Annotated in this window: 22 protein-coding genes and 2 tRNA genes; 6 read left to right on the top strand and 18 right to left on the bottom strand. The window is 69.6% G+C overall.

The genetic code is table 11. From position 1 onward, the window contains the following. Positions 1 to 260 precede the first annotated feature (260 nt). On the top strand, positions 261 to 1,019 hold the full coding sequence (locus P2Q00_RS14705) for an IclR family transcriptional regulator (RefSeq protein ID WP_275772926.1): 759 nt from the start codon (positions 261 to 263) through the stop codon (positions 1,017 to 1,019). Between the two features lie 112 nt (positions 1,020 to 1,131). After that, a tRNA-Lys gene (locus P2Q00_RS14700) sits at positions 1,132 to 1,205 on the top strand. Here P2Q00_RS14700 and P2Q00_RS14695 read toward each other — a convergent pair. The 5 genes from P2Q00_RS14695 to P2Q00_RS14675 all read right to left on the bottom strand — a co-directional run bounded on the left by P2Q00_RS14695 (position 1,171) and on the right by P2Q00_RS14675 (position 6,813). After that, positions 1,171 to 2,835 (bottom strand): long-chain-fatty-acid--CoA ligase, encoded by a 1,665-nt coding sequence (locus P2Q00_RS14695; RefSeq protein WP_275772925.1) that lies wholly within the window; start codon positions 2,833 to 2,835, stop codon positions 1,171 to 1,173. The genes P2Q00_RS14700 and P2Q00_RS14695 overlap by 35 nt on opposite strands. 40 nt (positions 2,836 to 2,875) lie before the next feature. Further along, positions 2,876 to 3,400 (bottom strand): DUF3592 domain-containing protein, encoded by a 525-nt coding sequence (locus P2Q00_RS14690; RefSeq protein WP_275772924.1) that lies wholly within the window; start codon positions 3,398 to 3,400, stop codon positions 2,876 to 2,878. A gap of 115 nt (positions 3,401 to 3,515) precedes the next feature. Further along, entirely contained in the window at positions 3,516 to 4,121 is a 606-nt protein-coding gene (locus P2Q00_RS14685; RefSeq protein WP_275772923.1) for a lytic polysaccharide monooxygenase auxiliary activity family 9 protein, read from the bottom strand. Positions 4,122 to 4,236: 115 nt separating this feature from the next. Beyond that, positions 4,237 to 5,349, bottom strand: a complete 1,113-nt coding sequence (locus P2Q00_RS14680; protein ID WP_275772922.1) for an SPFH domain-containing protein — start codon at positions 5,347 to 5,349, stop codon at positions 4,237 to 4,239. Between the two features lie 60 nt (positions 5,350 to 5,409). Further along, complete coding sequence (locus P2Q00_RS14675) at positions 5,410 to 6,813, bottom strand: peptidoglycan-binding protein (protein ID WP_275772921.1); 1,404 nt, start codon at positions 6,811 to 6,813, stop codon at positions 5,410 to 5,412. A gap of 188 nt (positions 6,814 to 7,001) precedes the next feature. Here P2Q00_RS14675 and P2Q00_RS14670 point away from each other — a divergent pair. From P2Q00_RS14670 to glxA, 4 genes are all read left to right on the top strand, one after another. Then, positions 7,002 to 7,075, top strand: a tRNA-Lys gene (locus P2Q00_RS14670). Positions 7,076 to 7,444: 369 nt separating this feature from the next. Further along, positions 7,445 to 8,161 carry a FadR/GntR family transcriptional regulator gene (locus P2Q00_RS14665; RefSeq protein WP_275772920.1) on the top strand — a complete coding sequence of 239 codons (717 nt, stop codon included), beginning with the start codon at positions 7,445 to 7,447 and terminating at the stop codon, positions 8,159 to 8,161. A gap of 316 nt (positions 8,162 to 8,477) precedes the next feature. Continuing rightward, complete coding sequence (locus P2Q00_RS14660) at positions 8,478 to 10,481, top strand: glycosyltransferase family 2 protein (protein ID WP_275772919.1); 2,004 nt, start codon at positions 8,478 to 8,480, stop codon at positions 10,479 to 10,481. Continuing rightward, on the top strand, positions 10,478 to 12,415 hold the full coding sequence (gene glxA / locus P2Q00_RS14655; protein WP_275772918.1) for a radical copper oxidase GlxA: 1,938 nt from the start codon (positions 10,478 to 10,480) through the stop codon (positions 12,413 to 12,415). Before P2Q00_RS14660 ends, glxA begins: the two co-directional genes overlap by 4 nt. Before the next feature lie 64 nt (positions 12,416 to 12,479). On the opposite strand, the gene P2Q00_RS14650 is transcribed toward glxA, so the two are convergent. From P2Q00_RS14650 to P2Q00_RS14590, 13 genes are all read right to left on the bottom strand, one after another. Further along, complete coding sequence (locus P2Q00_RS14650; RefSeq protein ID WP_275772917.1) at positions 12,480 to 13,499, bottom strand: glycoside hydrolase family 6 protein; 1,020 nt, start codon at positions 13,497 to 13,499, stop codon at positions 12,480 to 12,482. 422 nt (positions 13,500 to 13,921) lie between these two features. Beyond that, a complete protein-coding gene (locus tag P2Q00_RS14645; RefSeq protein ID WP_275772916.1) occupies positions 13,922 to 14,584 on the bottom strand; it encodes a class F sortase in 663 nt (220 codons plus the stop codon). Positions 14,585 to 14,588: 4 nt separating this feature from the next. Beyond that, entirely contained in the window at positions 14,589 to 15,143 is a 555-nt protein-coding gene (locus P2Q00_RS14640; RefSeq protein ID WP_275772915.1) for a hypothetical protein, read from the bottom strand. 112 nt (positions 15,144 to 15,255) lie between these two features. After that, entirely contained in the window at positions 15,256 to 16,035 is a 780-nt protein-coding gene (locus P2Q00_RS14635) for an HAD-IIA family hydrolase (protein WP_275772914.1), read from the bottom strand. Between the two features lie 73 nt (positions 16,036 to 16,108). Further along, positions 16,109 to 17,170 carry a 2-aminoethylphosphonate ABC transporter substrate-binding protein gene (locus tag P2Q00_RS14630; protein WP_275772913.1) on the bottom strand — a complete coding sequence of 354 codons (1,062 nt, stop codon included), beginning with the start codon at positions 17,168 to 17,170 and terminating at the stop codon, positions 16,109 to 16,111. A 46-nt stretch (positions 17,171 to 17,216) separates the two neighbouring features. Further along, positions 17,217 to 18,014: an ABC transporter permease gene (locus tag P2Q00_RS14625; protein ID WP_275772912.1), complete on the bottom strand. Its 798-nt coding sequence runs from the start codon at positions 18,012 to 18,014 to the stop codon at positions 17,217 to 17,219. Continuing rightward, on the bottom strand, positions 18,001 to 18,804 hold the full coding sequence (locus P2Q00_RS14620) for a 2-aminoethylphosphonate ABC transporter permease subunit (RefSeq protein ID WP_425579622.1): 804 nt from the start codon (positions 18,802 to 18,804) through the stop codon (positions 18,001 to 18,003). The genes P2Q00_RS14625 and P2Q00_RS14620 overlap by 14 nt, the downstream gene beginning before the upstream one ends. After that, entirely contained in the window at positions 18,797 to 19,843 is a 1,047-nt protein-coding gene (locus P2Q00_RS14615; protein ID WP_275772910.1) for an ABC transporter ATP-binding protein, read from the bottom strand. Before P2Q00_RS14615 ends, P2Q00_RS14620 begins: the two co-directional genes overlap by 8 nt. After that, positions 19,840 to 20,517 carry a phosphonatase-like hydrolase gene (locus P2Q00_RS14610; protein WP_275772909.1) on the bottom strand — a complete coding sequence of 226 codons (678 nt, stop codon included), beginning with the start codon at positions 20,515 to 20,517 and terminating at the stop codon, positions 19,840 to 19,842. Before P2Q00_RS14610 ends, P2Q00_RS14615 begins: the two co-directional genes overlap by 4 nt. A gap of 13 nt (positions 20,518 to 20,530) precedes the next feature. Beyond that, positions 20,531 to 21,655 carry a TIGR03364 family FAD-dependent oxidoreductase gene (locus P2Q00_RS14605; protein ID WP_275772908.1) on the bottom strand — a complete coding sequence of 375 codons (1,125 nt, stop codon included), beginning with the start codon at positions 21,653 to 21,655 and terminating at the stop codon, positions 20,531 to 20,533. A 143-nt stretch (positions 21,656 to 21,798) separates the two neighbouring features. Beyond that, on the bottom strand, positions 21,799 to 22,554 hold the full coding sequence (locus P2Q00_RS14600; RefSeq protein WP_275772907.1) for a GntR family transcriptional regulator: 756 nt from the start codon (positions 22,552 to 22,554) through the stop codon (positions 21,799 to 21,801). A gap of 32 nt (positions 22,555 to 22,586) precedes the next feature. Further along, positions 22,587 to 23,363 carry a hypothetical protein gene (locus tag P2Q00_RS14595; RefSeq protein ID WP_275772906.1) on the bottom strand — a complete coding sequence of 259 codons (777 nt, stop codon included), beginning with the start codon at positions 23,361 to 23,363 and terminating at the stop codon, positions 22,587 to 22,589. A 107-nt stretch (positions 23,364 to 23,470) separates the two neighbouring features. Next, a complete protein-coding gene (locus P2Q00_RS14590; protein ID WP_275773174.1) occupies positions 23,471 to 24,544 on the bottom strand; it encodes an ROK family transcriptional regulator in 1,074 nt (357 codons plus the stop codon). Between the last annotated feature and the right edge of the window lie 42 nt (positions 24,545 to 24,586).

The following is a 24,586-nucleotide window of genomic DNA, read 5'->3' as shown; positions in this document are numbered from 1 at the left end:
GACCGTCCCGCCCCGGGCCCGGAAAAATTCTCGGCGCGATGTCGCCGCTTCAGGGGTTGAACACGGTTCAATCTCCGAGGTCCGGGCCCCGGGGCATGACGGGCGCATATGCCAGAGTGTCTCCGCCCCTGCTGAGAGCCGTGCACCGGGGTCGCAATCTCGTCAACAACCGCTCACAACAAGCCGCTTGACCGTTATCGTGGAAGAGATTCGCTGTCCGGACTACGGCCCAGTTGTAGAGCGAGCGCAGGGGGACCACCGTGGCGCTGAAGCACGAGCCGACCGTGCCGAACCACTCGGCCCAGGACGCCCTGCGCGTCCTGGAGACCGTGGCGCGGCACACCACCGGAGTCACCGACACCGAGCTCGCCCGGCTCACCGGCCTCACCCCGGAGCGGCTGACCACGCTTCTGAGGATGCTGCGCCGCGAGGGCTACGTCGAGCAGGTCGCCGAAGGGGCGTACGTCACGGGCGACGCCCTCACCCGCCTCGGCTCCGCACAGGGCCGTGAACAGGCACTGCGCGACAAGCTCCAGCGCACCCTGGACCGGCTGCGCGACTCGGTCGGCGCGGCCGTGTACCTGAGCCGGTACGTCGACGGCGAGGTCAAGATCGCCCAGTACGCCGACGGCCCGACCACCCCGGTGGTCAACGAGTGGGTCGACTTCCGGTACTCCGCCCACGCCACCGCCATCGGCAAGAGCCTCCTGGGCCAGCTCGACCACAACAGCCGGCGCGACCACCTCTCCCGCCACAAGCTGGCCCGTCTCACCTCGCGCACCATCACCAGCGACCGGCTCCTGCTCTCCCGCCTGGAGTCCCAGCCGCCCACCGTGCCCCACCTCGACCTCCAGGAGTACGCGGTCGGCACGGTCTGCGCGGCCGTCCCGATCAGCGCAGGCTCCGCGGTCGGCTGCCTGGCCCTCTCCCTCCCGGTCGAGGACGCCCACCGCCTCCGCCAGGCCGCGGACACCCTGAACCGGAACGCGGCGCCGGTACTGCTGTCCCTGGCGATCTAGAGCACGCCATCCGCAGTACACCGGCCGGTGGTCAGAAGCACCCCTCCGGACCAGGTACTATTTTCTTCGTCGCCGCCCACGAGGGATGCACCAAGTGGTCGGCGAGAGTCATGCGCCGCTAGCTCAGTTGGTTAGAGCAGCTGACTCTTAATCAGCGGGTCCGGGGTTCGAGTCCCTGGCGGCGCACATCGGAAGGGCCTCTCGTGCGAGCGAGGGGCCCTTCGGCGTCCTCCGGGGCGAGCGGGCGGTACGTCCGCTGGCCGGGCGGGCGCCACCACACCGGATCGGCGCACCGGAACCCCTCCCTCCTGAGCTTCGCCCGGTGGATCTTGTTCGTGGCCGTGACCGGCATTCGTTCCACGACCCGTACGAACCGGGGCGCCATCTTCGTCCCGAGGTCGGGCTGGGCGGCCAGGAAGCCGGCGAAGTCCGCCGGGTCGAAGCTCCCCGCGATCGCCGCCATCACCTGGTCCCCGGTCACCGGATCCGGCACCGCGTACACGGCGACCGCGTCGGCACCCTCGTACCGGGCGAGGATGTTCTCGATCATCGCGGCGGCCAGGTTCTCGCTGTCGACGCGGAGGCGGTCGTCGGAGCGGCCGGCGAAGTAGAGGTAGCCGTCGGCGTCCCGGTAGAAGAGGTCGCCGGTCCAGTACCAGCCGTCGTGCCGCCGCTCGGCCTCCGCCGCGGGGTTGCGCCAGTAGCCCTCGAAGGGGTTGGGCCCCTGGTTCACCAGCTCCCCTATGGCCTCGTCCCCGTTGAGCAGCAGCCCGGCCGGGTCGAAGGCGGCGGGCGGGCACTCCTTGCGCGTGTGCGGATCGAGTACGACGAGGCCGGGCGCCGCCCGCCCCACCGCCCCCGGCGGCGTCCCCGGCGACCACTGCACGGCCGCCCCGCCCTCCGACGACCCGTACCCCTCGACCAGCCGCACCCCGAACCGTCGCTCGAAGGCCGCCGCGTCCACCGCCCCCGCCTCCGTGCCGAAGCCGAGCCGGAGCGGGTTGTCCCGGTCGTCCGCGCGCTCCTCGGTGGCCAGGATGTACTGCACGGCCCGCCCTACATACGTGAAGTACGTCGCCCCGTACTTCCGTACGTCCGCCAGGAACCCCGACGCCGAGAAGCGCCGCCGCAGCGCCACGCCCGCCCCGGCCGCGAGCGCGGGCGCCCAGTCGGCGATCACCGCATTGCCGTGGAACATCGGCATGCAGATGTAGTGCACGTCCTCGCGACGCACCCCGAACTGACCGACGAGGGACGCGCCCGCGGCGGCCAGCCGGCCCTGGCTGCAGATCGCGGCCTTGGGTGCGCCCGTGGAGCCCGAGGTGAAGTAGAGGAGGAGGCGGTCGTCGGGGGTGGCCCGGGAGGCGTCCGGTTCAGCGGTCGTATACGGGGCGAGGAGGTCCTCGTACTCCTGGCTGTCGGTCAACAGGAGCCGTACGCCCGGGAGTTGGAGGCCTGAGAGGAGCGGGAGGTGGGTGTGCCCGGTGATGACGAGTCGGCACTCGGTGTGCAGGATGTCGCGGGCCAGTTCCGGGCCCCGGCGGGTGGGGTTGATCCCGGCGACCGCCGCTCCCGCCAGTGCCGCGGCGCCCAACCACAGTGGATATTCGGGGGTGTTGTCGAGCAGCACGCCCACGTGCGGCTCGGCTCCAGGTGGCAGCAGGTCGGCCAGCAGGGCCGCGCGGGCCGCGGCGCCGGCGGCCGTCTCGTGGTGGGTGAGGACCAGGTCCTCGCACCACAGGCCTGGGCGGTGATCACCCCACCGCTCGGCTACGAGTTCCGCGACCGTACGCCTGGTGGACTCCCTGGACTCCATGACGGCGCACGGTAGTTGATGGTCCGTCAGATGTGGAGGGTCACGGGGTCATCGTGACGCCGTCGACGACGACGGTGTTGGTGGTGTCGTCGGTGCCGCTGCCGAAACCGAAGCCGCCGAAGGCGTCGGACATCTCATGGAACGTGACCATGAAGCCGATGCAGAACACCGCGATCACCCCGAGGAACGCCAGGATGGCGATGGTGCCCGCGGCCAGCGCGCCCCGGCGGGGAGCCTTGGCCGTGGCGACGACGTCGGCGCCCTCGGCGTAGTAGACGGTGACGAAGTCGCCCTCGAGGATCGTCCCGGAGCCGTTCTCCTCCTCGAAGCGGACGACGCGGCCGTCGCGCGCGGTGAACTCGTAGACGTGGTGCAGCGTGGTGCTCACGGACGAGTCGCCGCTGCCGCCGTGGGTCGTCGTGAACATGCGCAGACAGCGCCCCTCGGCCGTCAGCCCGCTGTTCCAGGCGCTGCGTATCTGCAGCGAGCGGCGCAGCACCCGGTACGCACCGAAGAGGACGAGGGCCAGGATGAGGCCGGGGATGAGGTAGAAGAAGAGGTCCATGATGCTTCCCCCGAGGTCAGGTACTGCTGGTGTGGGGAACCTACCCCCAGGGGAAGCGGGCCTGACTCAAGTAATGCTCAGAGATCCGCAGTAATGCTCAGAGATCTGCGGCGGTTCAGAACGTGACGTCGGAGCAGGCGTAGAACGCGTTGCCCGTGTCTGCGATCGTCCATACGGCGACGATGACGTGGTGGCCGCTCAGCCCGGACGGCAGTGTGCCGCTGTGGGAGAGGGTGGCCGGGGGACGCTGGCCGTTGTAGGGAACGGTCAGGAACGGTGTGGTGTTGAGGTCCGAGCGAGCCAGGTTGTGGTTCTGGTTCCAGCCCTGCTTGGTGACGTAGTACTTGAAGTCGGTGGTGGCGTGCATGGCGGTGAACTGCCAGCGGAACGTGTAGCTCTGGCCGCCCGTGACCTTGGTGGTGGGCCAGGCGCCGCCCGACGGGGTCTTCGGGCTGTCGAGCTGGGAGAAGCGGGAGTTGCCGCCGGAGCAGATGGCGCCGTCGGCCGGTCCCGCGGCAGGGAAGCCCTTGGGGCCCTCGACGCTCTGCGGCTCGTACTGGATCTCGCCGCAGTTGGTCACGGTGCCGTTCTGGCAGAGCTTCTGCCTGCTGATGGGGAGGTCGGTGTAGCCGTGGCCGCTCGCACCTCCGGCGGAGAGCACGAAGGCTCCTGCCGTGGTGATTCCGAGCGCGGCGGCGTACCACTTGGTCTTTTTGCGCATGCTGCCGCTCCTGAAGAACGTGGGGGAAGTTCCATGAGGCGTGCAGGTCTAGACCAAGTCTCAGATTATTGCCGTTTGTTGGCTGTGTCCATATCAAAAGAGGTGTCCATACCAATCACGCCCCCGGTTCTCCCCGCCCCGCACAGAACGCCACCGTCAAGTCCTTGACCAGCGCCTTGCGTTCGCAGTCGTCCAGCTCCACCAGACCCCGCAGGGTCAGCCGCGTCACGGTGTCCTCCACCGAGTCGAGGACCGACGTGAGCACAGTCGCCCGGTGCTGTGCGTCCAGCGCGGCGATACGGCGGCGGTGCATCACGGCGGCGACCTCGGGGGCGTACTCGACCCGGACCGGCTGCACCGAGAACACCTCGACCCCGATCGGCGCCGCGTCCGCCGCCGTCAGCCGGGTCAGCGCCTCCGCCGCCGCGTCCACCGAACCCCTCGACGCACCCGGCGCCTCCACCGCCACCCGGGCGAGGGCCGCCTCCACGCACTCGCGCAGATAGGTCTCGTGGTCCTCGATGCCCAGCACCGCCCGCGCGGTGTCCCGCACCTGCCACACCACCAGCACCACCACGCGCAGCGCGACCCCGTTGCCGTCGGCCGCGGGCACCTCCTCGCTGCGCCAGTGCCGCAGCCGTACGTCGACCCGGCGGCGCAGCAGCAGCGGGTTGACCCACATCAGGCCGGTGCGCCGGACGGTCCCCCGGTAGCGGCCGAACATCCCCAGCACCCAGGCCCGCCCGGTCCGGCCGCGGGTGAGTCCGCCGAACCCGAAGAGCCCCAGCGCCCCCGCGCCCGCGTAGGCCGCCCACTGCTCGGGGCCGAGCCCGGCCCCCGCGTACACCGGCAGCCGCAGCGCCGCCGCGGCGAGCGGCGGCAGGACGCCGGCCCACCACGAGGTGGCCACGCACCCGGCCGCCCCGCAGGCCCCGGCGAGCACACCGACCGCCGCGGGCAGCACTCTGGCGGGCCGCTCGTCCAGCTGGGAGTCGGCCCGGGGGGAAGACCGCGGCTTCGCGGACATCGGGCGACCGAGCCGCGGCTGCTCTCCCGTCCCCTGCCGGCGGCCGACGATCGTCGGCCTGAGCGGCGCGGACACCGGGGCCGGGTCGTCACGGAACAGCAGGTGGACGGGGATCTCGGTGGTCGACTCGTTCTGGATGAGGCGACCGGGTCTGCCCGGCCCCTCGGACTCGGGCGTCTGTGAAGTGGTCGTCGTACTCATGCGTGCCTCCAGCCTCCGCGCCAGATGCGTCACAACAACAGGTCGGTGGAAACAGATCGCTCAGGAGAACAGCCGCCGCCAGGTCTCCGGTCCCGGCATGCCGTTCGCCGCGCCGCCCCGCCAGCCCTGGGCGCGCTGGAAGTCCTCGACATTGCGCCGGTCCTCCTCGTCCCAGTCCGGCCCCGGCTCGGCCGTGTAGTACTTGCCGAACCCCTTCGTCACCAGCTGCTCTCCGAGCTGGGTGACGTAGGCACTGGAGGCGCCGGGGCGGAACATCGCCCGTCCCGGATAGCCCTGCACCCCATGGGACGAAGGCCCCCTCGAATCCGACACCCCGGCCGACGCCGGTTGCGAGAACACGGCCGCCGTCGGAGGCAGTAGCCCGTCCGGTGTCAGATCCCACACCCCGTCCTCGTCCGGATCCGATGCCTCGGCCGGACCGATGTTCTTGCCCTTCCCGGACACCAGCAGCTGCCAGGTCCGCGGCCCAGGCAGCCCGTCCGCGCCCTTGCCCTTCCAGCCCTGCGCCAGCTGGAAGGCCCGGGTGGCCTGCCGGTCCACATCCGACCAGCCCGGGCCGGGGTCCGGCGTGTAGTAGCGGCCGGCACCGCGCGCGACGAGCATCTGCCTGAGCTGGATCACGTACTTGTTGTGCGCGCCGGGGCCGAAATACGCCGCTCCCGGATACGCCGTCGGGGCACCCGGAGCGGACGGCCTGCCCGGCTTCGGCCCCTCGGTGTCCGACTTGATCCCCTTGTAGCGGTAGGGGATGTAGCGGTCCGACCGGCTCCAGTAGGCGTACGGAGTGGCTTTGCCGCGGGTGCGCGGGGGCGTCTGCTCGTAGGCGAGGTACTTGGTGTGCGTGTAGTCCTTCCAGCCGCCGAAAATGACGACGTGCGAGCCTCTCTCCGGGTTGGACGGATTGTGGAACAGCAGAATGTCGCCGGGCTGCAGTTCCTCCTTGGTGATGCGCTCCCCGAACCGGTCGAGGCTGCCTGTCCATTCGTTTCCGGGCAGCCCCCAGGCCATCGAGACATAGCCCGAGCAGTCCTGCCGGTAACCGTCGGACCAGTAGGCCGCCATGCTGTACGGCACCTTTGCGTCGATCCATTTCTTGGCCCGGTTGATGATCTCCGCGCGGGTGGTCTCGGGCATCGCTTCCGCACCCGTCGACTTGGGCGGCCGCCCGCTCCGCCCGTACAGCGGGGCCCGGTGACCCTGCGGGGTGGACACCTCTTGGCCTGCGGAAACACCCGGTCCTGGCGGTACGTGCGGGGTTGCGAGCGCCGGTGCCACATGCCCCGTGCCGAGGGCCGCGAACGCGGCGGCCGCCACGATCACGACCCGGCGGGCGGCCGGGTGCCGTACCGCCCGCGAAAACGGCAGGACGCGCAGCCGGCGCGCGCATCCAGGGCAGTCGCAGTCATTCGCCGGATCGAATTCCTCGAATACCGGAGTCACCATGCGATTCCCCTCAAGCTCCCGATGAAAATGACCGCGACTGTCCACGATGATCAGTTTCCCAACCGTCTTCCCGACGCGCATGTTGACGGTCCGAATGATGTACAAGCCCCGCCCGCGGCCGGGACGGCGCCCGGCGGCGGGTGGTCCGGAGCACCCCGGACCGTCGGGTAGAGTTACGACGTCAGCAGGCGCCGCTAGCTCAGTTGGTTAGAGCAGCTGACTCTTAATCAGCGGGTCCGGGGTTCGAGTCCCTGGCGGCGCACAGACAGCAAGGCCCTCCACGACAGTGGGGGGCCTTCGCCTTTGGGGCGGGCCCTCTCCGGTGCCCGGATCCTCTCCGGTGCCGCAGGAGCGGCTGGGGGTCCGGGGGCCGCGCGGCGGTAGCCGCACATAGACGCAGCCCCCGGGGAATGCAGCATCAGCGGGTCCGGGGTTCGAGTCCCTGGCGGCGCACAGACAGCAAGGCCCTCCGCGACAGTGGGGGGCTTTTTGCATGGCCGGAACGCTGAGCAGGCTGCGCAAACGGCCGCGCCCCTGAAGGGGCGCGGGGAACTGCGCGACCAGCCACAACGGACCCGCAGACGCCCGACGGCCCAGTCCCGCACACCCAGGTGAGCGCTACTCTCTGGCCATGGCAGCGCGAGACCTCCAGGAGCGGATCAAGAAGCTGATCGTCGACCGCAGGCTGCCCTCCGGGGCCCCGCTGCCGACCGAGCCCGAACTGATGGAGTTCCTCGGCGCGAGCCGGAACTCGGTGCGCGAGGCGCTGAAGGCCCTGCAGGCGATGGGCATCGTGGAGATCCGGCACGGCTTCGGGACGTATGTCGGCCCGATGTCGCTGGCCCCGATGATCGAGGGCCTGGCCTTCCGTACGGTCGCCGGGCACTACCGGGGCGAGGACTCCCTGCTGCAGCTGATGGAGCTGCGCGAGGCGGTGGAGACGGGGCTCGTCTCGCGGCTCGCGGGGCGGCTCCCGGATACGGACCTCGTTGAACTCGACGCCCTCGTGAACCGTATGGAACAACAGGCCGCGCAAGGAGGCGCCGGCCTCGCGGACACCGACCGCGCCTTCCACGCGACCCTGTACCGGGGGCTGGACAACGTCCTGCTCGGCGAGGTCCTGGAGGCGTTCTGGGACGCCTTCCACCGTGTGCAGACGGATCTGGGAGGCGTGCCGCAGGACCCGAAGGTGACCTGCAGGCAGCACCGGGACATCCTCGACGCGGTGCGGTCGGGCGACTCGGTACGGGCGGAGGAGGCCATAAGAGAGCACTTCGGCAACATCCGCGCCCGGCTGTCCACAACTGGTCCACAAGACCCCCACAGGCGCCACAATGAACGCGTATGACCGGTAAACACCGCGTTTCGCATCTTGCGATCATGATGAACGCCGTAGAACCCTGTTTTTCAAGATGCTGCGGATACGCGGCACTTGGGGGGCAAGTAAGCGGTTGCCGGGTTCGCGGGGATAGGGGGCCCCGTTCACGAACGGATGCCGAGGGGGGCATCATGCAACCGGAAGGCCGCGGTTCCATGTCTATGGGTGTGGAAAGTGTGGTGACTGCGGCCGGTCACTGATACGTCTGTGAAGAGTCGAGGGGGACTCGCCGCGGGCGGAAGGATCCGACACAACACGCGGTGACCTGCGTGTGGGGGGATGACTCATGACGTCGACGCCGACGGGCGCCCGGCAGAACTTCGACCCGTCAGAAACCACCCAACTCAGGGTGCCTTCGAACCGGAACAGCACGACAGGCCAGTTCCGGCGAATCAAGAAGACCCTGCCGAGATACGACTACGAGCACTACAGCCGGCTGGCCGGTCCCCTCACCCAGCCCGACCCGAACAAGCCGTACAAGGTGCAGTACCGCTCGCTGCTCTCGCAGGAGCCGCACCGGCTGCGCGCCGCCCTGATGCTGGGCGCGGCGCCGCTGCTCTCGCTGATCCTGCTCGGCTGGCTGCTGCAGCCGCAGCACTGGACCGAACGCGACTACCCCGCATTCAGCTTCCTGCCGACCCTCGACGTCGTGATGCTCGTCTCGATCGGTCTGATCGAGTTCTTCCGCTGCATGAACGTGCTGTCCAACGCGCACGCCACGCTGGTCGCCCGCGACCCGATCCCGGTGGTGCCCGAGACCGGCACGAGAGTCGCGTTCATCACGACGTACGTGCCCGGCAAGGAACCCCTGGAGATGGTGACGAAGACCCTGGAGGCGGCCGTCAGGCTGCGCCACCGGGGCCTTCTGCACATCTGGCTCCTCGACGAGGGCGACGACGCCGAGGTGAAGGCGGTCTGCGAGCGGCTCGGCGTACACCACTTCTCCCGCAAGGGAGTCGAGAAGTGGAACCAGAAGAAGGGCCCGCACCGCGCCAAGACCAAGCACGGCAACTACAACGCCTGGCTGGAGGCGCACGGCGACGACTACGACTTCTTCGCCTCCGTCGACACCGACCATGTGCCGCTGCCCAACTACCTGGAGCGGATGCTCGGCTTCTTCCGCGACCCGGACGTCGGCTTCGTCATCGGCCCGCAGGTCTACGGCAACTACGACAACCCCATCACCAAGGCGGCGGAGTCCCAGCAGTTCCTCTTCCACGCCCTCATCCAGCGGGCCGGAAACCGCTACGGCGCCCCGATGTTCGTCGGTACGTCAAATGCCGTACGGATCAAGGCACTCAAGCAGATCGGCGGCCTGTACGACTCGATCACCGAGGACATGGCCACCGGTTTCGAGATCCACCGGCACCGGAACCCGGCGACGGGCCGAAAGTGGCGCTCGGTGTACACGCCGGACGTGCTCGCCGTCGGTGAGGGGCCGGGCGCCTGGACGGACTTCTTCACGCAGCAGCTGCGGTGGTCGCGGGGCACGTACGAGACGATCCTGAAGCAGTACTGGAAGGGCTGGTTCTCGCTGCCTCCGGGCAAGCTCTTCAACTACACGATGATGATCATCTTCTACCCGATGTCGGCCCTCAACTGGATTCTGGCGGCGCTGAGTTGTGCGCTGTTCCTGGGCCTGGGCGCCTCGGGTGTGAACATCGACCCGACGGTCTGGCTGATGCTGTACGGCAACGCTTCCGCGCTGCAGATCGGCCTGTACATCTGGAACCGCCGGCACAACGTCTCCCCGCACGAGCCGGAGGGTTCGGGCGGTGTGGCGGGCATGGTGATGTCCGCTCTGTCGGCGCCCATTTACGCGCGCTCCCTCATGGACACGGTGCTGCGCCGCAAGAGCAAGTTCGTGGTGACGCCCAAGGGCGACTCGGCCAGCCCCGACACGCTGTTCGGGACCTTCCGGATCCACCTGTTCTTCATCCTGGTCTTCGGCGGCTCGATCGCCGCCGGTCTCACACTCGGGCACTCGCACCCGGCGATGATCACCTGGGCCACGTTCGCCCTGCTGATCACCGCGTCGCCGATCTTCGCCTGGCGGTACTCGCTGCGGAAGGCGAAGAAGGAGCCGCCGGCGCCGGTGTACGAGGAGGTGCAGGACCCGGCGCCCGCGACGGCGTACCAGCCGAAGCCGCTGCCGGGGCAGCAGGCGCCGCACTCGCCGCACGGCTCGGGGCAGAAGCCCAGCTGGGCCGCCTCCGGTGGGCACCCGGGCGAAGGCAGTGACCAGACGATGCAGATCGCTCTCGGTGGATTTGGGGGACGTAAGGAATGAACGACCGTGCAGGCCGCCGCCGCGCCCGTCGACTCGCGATCGGCACGGCGGTGGTGCTCGCGCTGGCCGGGATGAACGGGCCGTGGCTCTACCGCGTCGGCACCGAGAAATACCACCAGTACAAGATCAACAGACCCGAGTACAAAGCGGACAACGGGCACTGGGACATCGTCGAGTTCCCGCCGGAATACCGCCAGGACACCATCCACGCGGCGCTGCTGCGCACCGGCAAGGTGCTGCTGATCGCTGGCTCGGGCAACAACCAGGACAACTTCAACGCGAAGAAGTTCGACACCCGCATCTGGGATCCGATCAAGGGCACGATCAAGAAGATCCCGACGCCGAAGGACCTGTTCTGCACCGGGCATACGCAGTTGGCGAACGGCAATCTGCTGATCGCGGGCGGCACCAAGCGGTACGAGAAGCTGAAGGGTGACGTCACCAAGGCCGGCGGCCTGATGGTGGTGCACAACGAGAACCCGGACAAGCCGATAACCCTGCCCGCGGGGACGAAGTTCACGGGCAAGGAGAACGGCAAGACCTTTGTGTCGAAGGACCCTGTTCTCGTGCCTCGCGCGAAGAAGGTCTTCGACCCGAAGACGGGTAAGTTCCTGCGCAACGACCCGGGTCTGGGGCGTATTTACGTCGAGGCGAAGCAGAGCGGGACGAAGTACGAGACCGGTACGCAGGACAACTACCGGATCCAGGGCCTGACCGGCACCGACGCGCGCAACACATACGGCATCGCGCAGAAGCTCGCCCTCGACAAGAAGGACTTCCAGGGGATCCGGGACGCCTTCGAGTTCGACCCGGTCGCCGAGAAGTACATCAAGGTCGACCCGATGAACGAGGCCCGCTGGTATCCGACGCTCACGACTCTGTCGGACGGCAAGATCCTCAGCGTCTCCGGGCTCGACGACATCGGTCAGCTGGTGCCGGGCAAGAACGAGGTCTTCGACCCGAAGACCAAGAAGTGGACGTACACGTCGACGATCCGTCAGTTCCCGACATACCCGGCGCTGTTCCTGATGCAGAACGGCAAGATCTTCTACTCGGGTTCGAATGCGGGGTACGGGCCGGACAACGTCGGCCGCATTCCGGGTATTTGGGATGTCCCCACTAATAAGTTCACGAAGCTTCCGGGACTGAGCGACTCCAACGAGATGGAGACGTCCGGCACGGTGCTGCTGCCTCCTGCGCAGAACGAGAAGTTCATGGTGATCGGCGGTGGCGGGGTCGGCGAGTCCAAGCTGTCCAGCAACAAGACGCGGCTGATCGACCTGAAGGACAAGAACCCGAAGTTCACGGACGGGCCGACGCTGGAGAAGGGGACGCGGTATCCGCAGTCCTCGGTGCTGCCCGACGACACGGTGCTGGTGTCCGGCGGGTCGGAGGACTATCGCGGGCGCGGTGACTCCAACATCCTGCAGGCCCGGATCTATCACCCGGACACCAACACGTTCGAGCAGGTCGCCGATCCGGAGGTGGGGCGGAACTACCACTCGGGGTCGATTCTGCTGCCGGACGGGCGCGTGATGTTCTTCGGGTCGGACTCGCTGTACGGCGACAAGGCGAACACCAAGCCTGGGAAGTTCGAGCAGCGGATCGAGATTTATACGCCGCCGTATCTCTACCGGGATTCGCGGCCGTCGCTGTCCGGGGGGCCGCAGACCATCGCTCGGGGCGGGACGGGGACGTTTACGTCTCCGCAGGCTTCGGCGATCAAGAAGGTGCGGTTGATTCGACCCAGTGCGTCCACTCACGTCACGGACGTGGATCAACGGTCTGTCGCGTTGGACTTCAAGACGGCTGGGAACAAGATCACGGTGACCGTGCCGAAGAATCGGAATCTGGTGACTTCGGGGTGGTACATGCTGTTCGTTGATGACGATCAGGGGACGCCGTCGAAGGCGCAGTGGGTGAAGGTTCCGTAGCGCTCCCGCAGGTTGTCTTTTGGGTGCGGGAGCGCTGTGGCTTGTCGCGCAGTTCCCCGCGCCCCTAAGAAGGCGACCCCTCGGCCAGCTTCAAGGCGTAGGTCGGCCACCAATTGCCTGCCTGTGGGCCGCCTTTGCAGGTGCCGTCCGACTCGCCCGGGCGTTTGACCCACAGATAGGCATCGACCAGAGGGTCGGCCGTCTTTGTCGTCGGGGACTCGCCCAGTTTGCGGCCCGGCGGGTTGCACCAGTTCTCGTCGGCCTTTCCTGCCGTGTACGGGCCGTTGCCGTTGCGGCTGGTGTCGATGACGAAGTGTTTGTTGCCCACCTTGGCCGAGAGCTGCTTGCCGTAGGCGATGGAGTCCTTCGTCGAGTAGAAGTTGGAGACGTTGACCGAGAAGCCGTCGGCCTGGGCCACGCCCGCGCGCTGGAGGGGCTGGAAGATCTGGTCGGGGTGGCCCCAGCCGGCGTTGCCCGCGTCCAGGTAGACCTTGGTGCTGCCCAGTGACTTGAGCTTGGTGATGGCGTAGTTGAGGAGGCTGTAGCGCTCCTCCTGGAACTGGGCCTGGGTGCAGCCGTCCACCAGGTGCAGTACGGCGTCCGGTTCGAGGATCACCATGGCCGCGCGGTTGCCGATGCCTGCCGCCACGCCGTCGATCCAGGCGCGGTAGGCGTTGCCGTCGGCCGCGCCGCCCTGCGAGTACTGACCGCAGTCGCGGTGCGGGATGTCGTAGAGGACCAGGAGTGCCGTGCGGCCGGCCTTGTCGGCGGCCTCGGTGAAGCCCTGGGCCTCCTGCTCGGGGTTCTCCGGGCCGATCCACTCGCCGGTCGGCTGCTCGGCGATCTTGCGGATCTGCTCGGCGTCGGAGTCCTTGCCGGACTTGGCGTAGGAGGCCACCTGGCGTGCCGCGTTGCCGTCCGGGTTGACCCAGAACGGGTCGCTGTCCTTGGGCTGTTGGGTGATCTGCGCGCCGGCGTCCTTGGCCTTGTCGCCGCCGCCTCCGGAGGAACACCCCGCGACGAGCAGTGCTGCCCCCAGCGCCGCCGCGGAGGCCTTCATTCCAGCCCCCCTCATGCCGTACATCCAACTCCCCCTTGGGTGCACCGGTCCAAGTCTCAATCCTGACATACGGCCCGCCTCGCCCACGAGATCGCCCGAACCTTGTCGGCGAGCTGTTACAGCGGCGCGGTCGGGCTGGGCGCGATCGTCGTAGAACCCTCAATCACCAGCAGGGATGACGGAGAGCCACGTTAACGGAACCTGGCGTCATTCCGCCTCTAGGCTCTGGCGCTCATCCGAACTAGAGTCTTCTCAGACGGCCCCGGCCCCCGGCCAGTAATTACCACTGTGGCCCCTGAACCTCCCGCGCCGGTCGCCGGGTTACTCCCGCAGCTCGTGCGCCCGCGGTTGAGGACCAGCCCGGTCGGCGGCTTCCGGGGGGAGCAGGCCGTCGACCGGGCCAGGTGCAGTCAGGCCAGGTGCAGACAGGCCCGGTGAAGAGCGGTTCAGGGACCGGTACCGGTGAGGTATGCCGAGACGATCACGTTTGCCGTGTAGCTGCCGTCGGACCGGTCGAAGGTGCCCCCGCAGGTGATCAGCCGCAGCTCGGCGCGCCCCGGCCGGTGCTGTCCGTAGGCCTGCCGGGCGTCGAAGTGGTCACGGTCCTGGACCTGGACGTCGTCGACGGTGAACTCGGCGACCTTGCCGTCGTCGCGGATGACGCGGACGGTCTCGCCGGGCCGTACGGTGCTCAGCTTGTAGAAGACGGCCGGGCGGGTCCGGGTGTCGAGATGCCCCACCATCAGCGCGGTCCCGGCGGCTCCCGGTCGGGCCCCGGCCGCGTACCACCCCACGGCGCCCGCCTGGTCGAAGGGCGGCGGATCGACCGCCCCCTGCCGGTCCAGGCCGCGGGCCACCACGGGTGCCTGGACGCCCAGGTCGGGAATGTCGATGCGCTGCGGCAGCGCGTCCCCCAACGGGCGGGCCGCGGGCGGGAGTTCCGCGTCCGGCCGGCCGACCGCGGCCATGTCACCGGTGGCGGGCGCGGACAGGCCCTGCCGTACGTCGGTCACCTGCCGCCCCCACAGCCACAGCGCCAGCAGCAGAAACACCCAGGTCAGGACCATCAGGAGGCGTCCGATGCCGGAGGAGCGCGCGTCGTCGTACATGACCTCAGTCCGTTCCGCGCCTCCGGCGCCCGGTCAGGACCGCCACGGCGGCCACGGCGACACCCACGAGCACCAGCCCGGTGATCGCCTGCCCCGCACCGGGTCCGGCCTCGCGGACATCCTCGGAGGCGACATGCGCGGTGCCTCCGCCGCCCGCGCGGACGGGGGCGACGGGGGACGCCGAGGTGACCGACCGGGGCTGCCGCTGCGCCTGCGCCTGCGCCTGCGATACGACGGTGATCTTGCCCGTGGTCACTGAGCCTGCGCAGGTGACCTTCACGTCGTAGGAGCCGGGCTTCGCCGAGGTGCGGACCAGGGTGTCCCCGGCGAGCGTGCCGTCGACGCCCGCGAGGTGCACGTCCGCGACGAACGCCGTGGACGCGGCGGTCGCCGCCTGCGCGGAGCACCCGGTCAGCCCGAGTGCGACGTCGGTGCCGGGGGCGGGGGACGACGGGGTCACCGACATGCCCGCTCCGCCCCCGTCCGCCGCGTACACCGGCGGAGTGAGGGCGCAGACGGCCAGAAGCCCTGTACAGAGAGTGAGACGCAGTGAACCCATCGTGAAACCTCCAGATATCTGGAGACTCCCCCTCGGACCCGGGCCATGCATCCTCACCCGGGGCCCTATTACTCCGTATGGGCGATATACGAGTGATATGCGGCTGATCGGATCAGATCCGGTCGACCAGATCCGCGATCGAGTCGACGACCTTGGACGGCCGGTACGGGAAGTTCTCGACCTGCTCGGGCCCGGTCAGCCCCGTGAGCACCAGGAACGTCTGCATTCCGGCCTCGATGCCGGCCAGTACGTCGGTGTCCATACGGTCGCCGATCATCGCGCTGGTCTCGGAGTGCGCACCGATGGCGTTGAGACCGGTCCGCATCATCAGCGGGTTGGGCTTGCCCGCGAAGTACGGCTTCCTGCCGGTCGCCTTGGTGATCAGCGCGGCGACCGCGCCGGTGGCGGGCAGCGGGCCCTCGGTGGAGGGGCCGGTCTCGTCGGGGTTGGTGCAGATGAAGCGGGCACCGCCGTTGATCAGCCGTACGGCCTTGGTCATGGCCTCGAAGGAGTACGTCCGGGTCTCGCCGAGGACCACATAGTCGGGCTCGTGGTCGGTGAGGATGTACCCGATGTCGTGCAGGGCCGTGGTGAGCCCGGCCTCGCCGATGACATAGGCACTGCCGCCCGGCCGCTGGTCGTCCAGGAACTGGGCGGTGGCCAGGGCCGAGGTCCAGATGGACTCGACCGGCACCTCCAGTCCCATGCGCCGCAGCCGGGCGTGCAGGTCGCGCGGGGTGTAGATGGAGTTGTTGGTGAGGACCAGGAAGGGCTTGCCGGACTCGCGCAGCTTCTTCAGGAAGGCGTCGGCGCCGGGGATCGGTACGCCCTCGTGGATGAGCACACCGTCCATGTCGGTGAGCCACGACTCGATGGGCCTGCGGTCTGCCATGTGCGGATCTCCTGCCGTAAGCCGTACGCATGTGCTGCGGTGCCGCGGTGCTGCGTGAGCCCCAGCCTAACGATCAGCTGTCGGTCGCAGACTTCCAGTTCTCAACGTAATTCTGAAGGTTCTTGTCGATCTCGTTCCAGTCCGGTTCAAAGACTGACACGCCCTGCATCAGCCTGGTCAGGGCGACGGCGTTGGCGTCGGTGGCCTTGATGTCCTGGCGGGCGCTGAAGCCGCCGCCGATCGCGCTGACTTCCTGCTGGGCCGGGCGGCTCAGCAGGAAGTCGAGGAGCTTTCGGCCGTTCTCGCTGTGCGGGGCCTTGGTGACCAGCCCGGCGGCGTAGGGCAGCGCGAAGGTGGAGGGGCGGCCGTCCTTCCCGGCCGGGAACCAGATGCCGAGGCCGGGCATGGTCTTGGACTGGGCGTAGTTCATCTGGACGTCGCCGTTCGCGACGAGCAGCTCGCCCTTGTCGACCTTGGGCGCGAGCTTGCCGGTGGAGGCGGAGGGCCCGACGTTGTTGGCCTGGAGCCTGCCGAGGTAGTCCAGGGCGGGCTTCTCGCCGCCGAAGTCGTGCATGGCCTTGATCAGCACCGCTGTTCCGTCGCCGGCGACCCCGGGCGTGGAGTACTGGATCTTGTTCTTGTACGCCGGCTTCAGCAGCTCCTGCCACGTCTTCGGGGCCTGCTTCAGCTCCTTCTTGTTGTAGACGAAGCCGAAGTAGTTGTTCACGACGGAGGTCCACGTCCCGTCGGCCTCCTTGCCGGCGCCGCCGACCTGGTCCGATCCCTTCGGCGCGTATTTCTGCAACAGGCCCTTGCCGTCGGCCTGTTGGATGAAGGGCGGGAGCGTGACGAGCACGTCGGCCTGCGGGTTGCTCTTCTCGCGGACGGCGCGCTGCACCATCTCGCCGGAGCCGCCCTCGACGTACTTCACCTTGATGCCGGTCTGCTTCTGGAAGTCGGCGAAGACCTTGTCGTACCAGCCGTCGCCGTTCTCGCCCTTGAGGCCGTCGGCGCTGTAAACGGTGACCACGTTCGCGTCGGAGGCGGCAGAGGTGCCGGAACAGGCGGTGAGCAGCGGGCTTGCGAGGAGGGCGAGGGAGAGGGCAAGGGCGAGCTTGTGACCGTTTCTGGGCATGGCGGGATGAACTCCTTGCGCTGGAAGGGCAGTTGGAAGCGGGCGGTCAGCGGTACGAGGCTCTGGTGCGGATGCGGGAGACGACGAGCAGGACGGTCAGGGTCGCCGCCATCAGCACCATCGCGAGGGCGGAGCCCGCGAAGAGGGCACCGCGGTCGGTGGCGGCGTAGACCAGGACGGGCAGCGGGGTCCAGTCGGGCGGGTAGAGCATGACGGTGGCGCTCAACTCGCCCATGGACAGGGCGAAGCAGAGGCCCGCGGCGGCGGTGAGGGACGGCAGGAGCAGGGGGAGCCTGATCCGCCACAGGACGTACGCCGGCCGTCCGCCCAGCGAGGCGGCGGCCTGTTCGTACGCGGGGTCGAGCCGGGTGACCGCCGCCGAGACCGACTGATACGCGAAGGCGGTGACCAGGACGGTGTGGGCGAGGATCACGATCCACCGGGTGCCGTTGAGCAGCAGCGGCGGCCGGGAGAAGGCGACCAGGACCGCCAGGCCGACCACGACGGAGGGCACGGCGACCGGCAGCACGAACAGCGCGTCCAGCACCCGCCGCAGCGGCTTGGGCAGGGCGTGCGCGGCGAGCGCGGCCCAGGTGCCGACGGCGAGCGCGAGCAGGCTCGCCGCGAGGGCGGTGACCAGGCTGGTGGTGAGGGCCTGGAGGGCCTCGCCGCGGGTGGCCGCGTCGTAATGGGCGGCGGTGAGGCCGGACGGGAGGACGCTCGACCAGTTCGTGGCGAAGGATGCGCCGAGGACGACGAGAAGAGGCAGCGCGAACAGGGGCAGGAAGAGCACGAAGAACACGGCCCATACGGCCCACTTCGCCCCGCGGCTATGCACCAGCACGACGGCTCACCACCCGGTAGAGGCCGTAAAGGCCCACGGAGACAAGGACGTTGACGACGGCGACCACACAGGCGCCCGGGTAGTCGGACTCCAGGATCGCCTTGCTGTACACGAGCATCGGCAGCGTCGTGACGCCTTTCGCGCCGGTGAACAGCACGATCCCGAACTCGTTGAGGCTGAGCACCAGCACGAGGCTCCCGCCGGCGGCGAGGGCGGGCAGCGCCTCGGGCAGCACGATCCGCCGCACGATGCGGGGCGCCCGGGCACCGAGGCTCGAAGCCGCCTCCAACTGGGCGGTGTCCAGTTGCGAGAACGCGGCGAGCAGCGGCCGCATCACGAACGGCGTGAAGTACGTGACCTCGGCGAGGAGCACACCCCAGGGGGTGGTGAGGAACTGGAAGGACCCGACGATGCCGGTCGTGCCGTAGATGAACAGCAGGGCGAGGGTGATGAGGAAGGACGGGAAGGAGAGGTACACATCGATGAACCTGGCGACGGCCTTCGCCCCGGGAAACGGCACGAAGGCGATGACCAGCGCGAGCGCGAACCCGAGAGCCAGACAACCGACGGTGGAGGCGAGGGCCAGCCAGACGGTGGTCCAGAGCGCGTGCCGGAAGCCCTCCGAGGTGAAGACGTCGGCGTAGCCGCAGGACTGCTGGAGGACAAGGGCGAGGGGGTAAAGGATGAAGAGGGCGACAAAGGCAACTGGCGGAAGGGCAACCCCCCAGGGGCGCGGGGAACTGCGCGACAAGCCACAACGCACCCGCACCCGACGAACAACCTCAGTCATGGCTCCCCCCTGCGGCCAGCAGCACCGCATCGTCGGGTGCGAAGTGCAGTGTTACGGCATCCCCGTGCGAGGGCGGGTCCTTGAGTTCCCGCACATCCGCCATGACCCGATGCCCGTCGACATCGACGTACAGCCGATGAGTGGCCCCCCGCCACTGAACCTCGCTCACCCTCCCCTCAAGTTGATTGGGCCCATCCCCGAGGCCGACGAGATGCGGCCGTACGCACAAGGTGTCCGCGGCTCCCGGAGCCTGTCCCGACACCTTGATCCGCCGCCCGCCGAAGAAGACCCCTTCCTCTCCCACGGTCACCGGCAGCAGATTCGCGTTGCCCACGAAGGAGGCCGTGAACTCGTCGGAAGGCGACCGGTACAGCTCCCTCGGCGTCCCGTAGGCACGCAACCGCGCGCTGTCCATGACGGCGATCCGGTCGGCCAGGGTGAGGGCCTCCACCTGGTCGTGGGTGACGTAGAGGATCGAGACGTCGGGCAACTCCCGGTGCAGTCGGGCGAGTTCGGCGAGCATGCCGGAGCGGAGGCGGGCGTCGAGGGCGGAGAGGGGCTCGTCGAGGAGGAGTACGCCGGGCCGTATGGCCAGCGCGCGGGCGATGGCGACGCGTTGCTGCTGGCCGCCGGAGAGCTCCCGGGGGTGGCGGCGGGCGTAGGCGGCCATCCCGGTCATGTCCAGCGCCTGCGCCACCCGCCCGCGGATCTCGCCCTTCGCGACCTTCTGGGCCTTCAGCCCGAACGCCACGTTCTCCTCGACCCTCATGTGCGGGAAGAGCGCGTACTGCTGCACCACCATCCCGACGCCCCGCCGGTACGGCGGCAGGTCCGTCACATCGCGCCCGCCGAGGAACACCCGCCCGGAGACGGGCCGCACAAACCCGGCGACCGCCCGCAGCGCGGTGGTCTTGCCGGATCCGGACGGCCCGAGCAGCGCCATCACCTCGCCGGGTTCGACGGTGAGATCGAGGGCGTCGAGGACGACGTTCCCGTCGTAGGCGACGGTGACGGAGTCGAAGCGGATGCCGCTGTTCATGCGAGCACACCCGGCAACTCGGCCACGGAGTCGAGCACATGGGTCGCCCCGGCCGCCCGCAGCGCCTCCGCGCCGTGCGCCCCGGTCAGCACACCGGCGACCACACCCGCGCCCGCACGGACGCCGCTGAGCATGTCGTACGAGGTGTCGCCCACGACGGCGATCTGCTGCACCCCGTCCGCGGCCGCCGTGCGCAGGAACGCGGTGAGGACCATGTCGGGGTACGGGCGTCCGCGGCCTCCGGCGTCGGCGGGACACAGCGTCAGCTCCACCAGGTCCTGCCAGCCGAGCGCGGCCAGGATCGCGTCCTGGGTGGTGCGCGCGAAACCGGTGGTCAGCGCGACCGTACGGCCTTGCGAGGTGAGTTCCTCGATGGCCTCGCGGGCGCCGGGGAGGGCCTCGACCCGCCCGCCGTCGACGAGTTCGGCGTAGGCCTCCTCGAAGGCCTTGTTGGCCTGCTGGGCCCTCGTCTCCTCCCCGAACAGGTGCCGGAAGACGGAGATCTTCGACTCGCCCATGGTGGCGCGGACGTAGTCCAGCATCGAGTCCGGATCGGCGTCCAGCCTCCGTGCCGCCGCCGCGAAGGCCTGCTCGACGAGGCCGCCGTCGGCGACGGTGGTGCCGGCCATGTCGAGCACGACAAGCTTGATGTTGTCGGTCATGTCATCGGTCATGTCTGTCACCAGGTCACCAACCCAACTGCTGTGCGGTCTGTTCGGCTATCGCGGGCGAGCAGGTCATGCCTCGGCCGCCGGGCCCCGTGACCAGCCACACCCCGTCGCCCACCTGCTGCCGGTGCACGACCCGCGCCGGGTCGGTGCACTGCGCGTACACACCCGCCCAGCGGCGCCGGATCCTGGGCAGCGGGCGGCCGAGGAGGGACTCGACGACCTCGTTGAGGTGCTCGTAGGGGTCTTCGAGGGTGTCGAAGGCGAACGGGTGCTCGTACTCGTGGGTGTCGCCGATGGTCAGACCGCCGTCGGCGCGCTGGACCATGAGGAGCTGCATACGGTGGTCCCGTGCCGTGGGGGTCTGTGGCTGCCGGGCGTTGAGCTCGTCGAGGGCCGTCGAGGCGTAGGCGGGGTAGTAGCGGAAGCTGTCCGCGTCGGCGACCGACGTGGTGAGCGGCTCGCCCAGCGGGTCGGTCTGCATCATCTGCAGGCGTACGCGGCGGACGGGCAGCCCGGGTCCGGCGAGCTCACGGACGAGACCGCCGAGCCAGGCGCCGGTGCACAGGACGACGGCGTCGGCGTGGTGCACCTCGCCGTGATCGTCCCTGACCGTCCCCGCACCGATCACCTCGCGCACTTCCCGTCCCGGCAGGAAGGTGTAGTTCGGCGACTTCAACAGCTCGGCGCGCAGGGCGAGTTGGGCGGTACGGGGTTCGACGGCAGCGTCACGTTCGCAGTACAGAGCGGCGGTGAACTCGCCGCGCAGGGCGGGGTTCAGCGCGCGGGCCTCGGCGAGCGTGAGGAGCTTGTACCCGCGGGCGGCCGAGTCCTCCCGCGCCACGGCGGCCTCGGCGACGGCGAGTTCGAGGTCGCCCCGGACGGGGGTCAGGGAGCCGTTGGCGCGGAAGCCGAGCCCCGACACCCGGCCGCCGATCTCCTCCCACAACTCCCTTGCCCGCAGGGCGGTTTCGAGTTCCTCCCCGCCCGCTCGCCCGCTCACCCAGATCTGCCCGAAGTTGCGCAGCGAGGCGCCGCGGGCTTCGGCCTCGCGCTCGATCTGCACGACCTCGTGGCCGCGTTCCACTGCCTGCCAGGCGTGCATGGTGCCCACGACGCCTGCTCCGACGACTGTCACTTTCACGGCGGTCACGCTCCTCGCGCAGGGGGAACCGGAGGAATCCGGCCGACAACGAGAGCCTGAACGAGCCATCACGTTTGGGCTAGACCCGTTATCTTTTCGTGATCTGAAGGGGGTGCTTGAGGGAAGTGGCCGATGGGGTGGGCTCAGCCCTGGAGGTGCGCGGTGAAGGAGAAGCGGTCCCCTCGGTAGAGCGTCCGTACCCGCTCCAGCGGCTGTCCGGCCGTATCCCTGGACACCCGATGAATGAGCAGCATCGGAAGCGCCGGCGGGGTCCCGATGAGCAGGGCCTCGCGCGGGGTGGCCAGCACCGTTTCGATCCGCTCGTCCGCGTCGCCGAAGGTGATGCCGCGGTCGTGGAGATAGCCGTAGAAGGAGGAGTCGGGCTCGAAGTCGGTGTCGAGGCGGGGGAGGCGGGCGACGGCTACGTACGTGCTCTCCAGGCCGACCCGTTCCTCGTCCGCGAGCAGTACGCGCTCCAGGTGCCAGACGGGTTCGCCGCGTTCGAGGCCGGTCTCGGCGGCGAGGGCGTCCGGGCAGGGGAAGCGGTCGAGGGTGACGAGACTGCGGCCGGGGGTGCGGCCCTGGCGTCGTACGCCCTCGGTGTAGCTGGCGAGGGAGAGCGGCTGTTCCAGCTTGGGCCCCGCCACGACGGTGCCACGCCCCTGCCGGCGCAGCTTGCCCTCCAGCACCAGCTCGCGCAGCGCCTGCCGTACGGTCTCCCGCGCGACCCCGTACTCCTCCGAAAGGTCGCGCTCGGTGGGGATGAGATCCCCCTCCCCCAGCTCGCCCACGAGGTGGTCGATCCGCGCCTTCACCGCGTAGTACTTCGGGATGCGGCCGTGCTCCGGGATGCCGGAGCGGACGGGGGCGCCGGGGGCCTGGTCGTTCGGGTAGTCCACGTGAGCGATCGTCGCAGACGCCGGGTGCCGGCTCAGCGGCGCCTGCGGGCCAGCAGTACGGCGCCGCCGGTGACGAGGAGGACGGCCGTGGCGGCGAGGGCCCCGCCGGGGGTGACGAGCCCGGTGCGGGCGAGCTCGTCGGCGAAGGGAAGGCGGGGGGTGCGGCTGGGCGGGGTGGTGCCGGTTCCCGTGGGGGTCGCTCCCGTGGGGGTGGTTCCGGTGGGGGTGGGGGTCAGGTCGTTGTGGATGCGGAAGGCGTAGTCGTTGGACTGCCCGACCCAGTCGCCGTCGTCGCCCCGCCGCTGGACCACAGCTGCGTCGGCGGTGACCACGTTGGTCACGGCGTCCGAGGTGAGCGTGAGGCGGACCTTCACGGTGACGGTCTTTCCGGGGCCGACGGTGAAGCCGGGGAAGCCGTCGTCGAAGGCGCCGACCAGCTCGTCCTCGTCGGTGGTCTCGAAGCGGACGGGGTGCGGGCGGGTGCCGTCGTAGAACTCCAGGTGGGGCTGCGAGGGCTTGAGCACATGCCCGGCGTCGACGAGCACGACGACCGGGTGGATGTTTGCACAGGTCCGGGCGGTGGTGTTGGTGAGGTCCAGATACCAGGTGCCGTATCCGCCGCCCGCCTCGTAGGTGTCGGGGCCGCCGTGGATGCGGGTGGTGAGAGGGAAGTGGCGGTCGTCCTGGGCGGCGCAGGTGGGGTCTGCCTTCCGGACCGGGCCGGGAGCCGCGTGCGCCGGGACCGCTGCGGGCAGGAGGGCGGCGGCTGCGGCAAGGCAGAGGGACAGGGGCGTGCACAACAGTCGCATGAACACATGACCATGCCGGGTGCGGGTGGTGGGCGGGGGCCGACGCTCCGAGCGGCTCCGCAAGTCCGCCCGATCAGCGTAGGCGCAGCTGCGTCACCCGTCGGCCATCAGCCGTCAGTCCGTCCGAACAGTGGCGCCAGCACCAGCTGCGCCGCCCCCTCCGCGACCCCGCCGGAGGCGACCCGCACCGGAACCGCGTCCTCGCCGAGGCGCCGGGCGCACTCGTCGAGGACGGCACGCACCCCTCGCAGGAAGGCGTCCGGGGCGGCTTCGACGGTACGGCCGCCGAGGAGCACAAGGTCGATGTCGAGCAGCGAGACCAGGTTGCCGGCGCCGATACCGAGCACACGCGCCGCCTCGTCCACCTCGCCGCGCGCCACCGCGGCCAGACACAGCGCCTCGACACAGCCGCGGTTGCCACAGCCGCACGGCGGTCCGTCCAGCTGGACGACCTGGTGCCCGAACTCCCCGGCCCCGGTACGGGCGCCCCGGTGCACGGCGCCGCCGATGACCAGCCCGGCGCCGAGCCCCGTACCGAGATGCAGATAGGCGAAGGACCCGCCCTCGCCGCCGACGGCGAGCCCCAGCGCGGCCGCGTTCGTGTCCTTGTCGACGACGACCGGCCCGCCGAGCCGCCGCGCGAGCGCGTCCCGCAGGGGGAAACCGTCCCACTCCGGGAACCCGGTCACGCGGTGCAGGACACCGCGGGTGTGATCGAGGGGGCCGGGGAGAGCGACACCGACGCCGAGGAGGGAACCCGTGAGGAAGGCCTCCACCAGCGATCCCGTCTCCCCCACCGCCGCGGACAGCACTGCCTCCGCGCCCGCCCCGAGGTCCAGCGAGGTGCGCCGCTCCCCCAGGACGGCCCCCGTGAGATCGACCAGTACCGCCCGCAGTCCGTCCCGCTCCAGGTGCAGGCCGACCGCGTGGCCCGCCTCGGGCACCAGCCGCAGCACCGTACGGGGCTTGCCTCCCGTCGAGGCGCGACGGCCCGCCTCCGTCACGAGCCCCTCGTCCCGCAGCCGGGCGGTGATCTTGCTGACGGCCTGCGGGGTCAGCCCGGTCCGCTCGGCGAGTTCGAGCCGGCTGATGCCCTTGGCACCTGCCGTGCGCAGCAGGTCGAGCACGAGCGCCATGTTGTGACTGCGCAGCGCCAGCAGGTTCGCACCGTCGGCCGTCATCCTCTTCACCCTTCCATCCTCCTCGCCCTGCCATCCTCCCCA

It is taken from the genome of Streptomyces coacervatus (assembly GCF_029223485.1).
Classification (GTDB): Bacteria; Actinomycetota; Actinomycetes; order Streptomycetales; family Streptomycetaceae; genus Streptomyces; species Streptomyces coacervatus.
The sequence above is the reverse complement of the archived record's forward strand: the minus strand, read 5'-3'. Positions and strand labels throughout refer to the sequence as shown.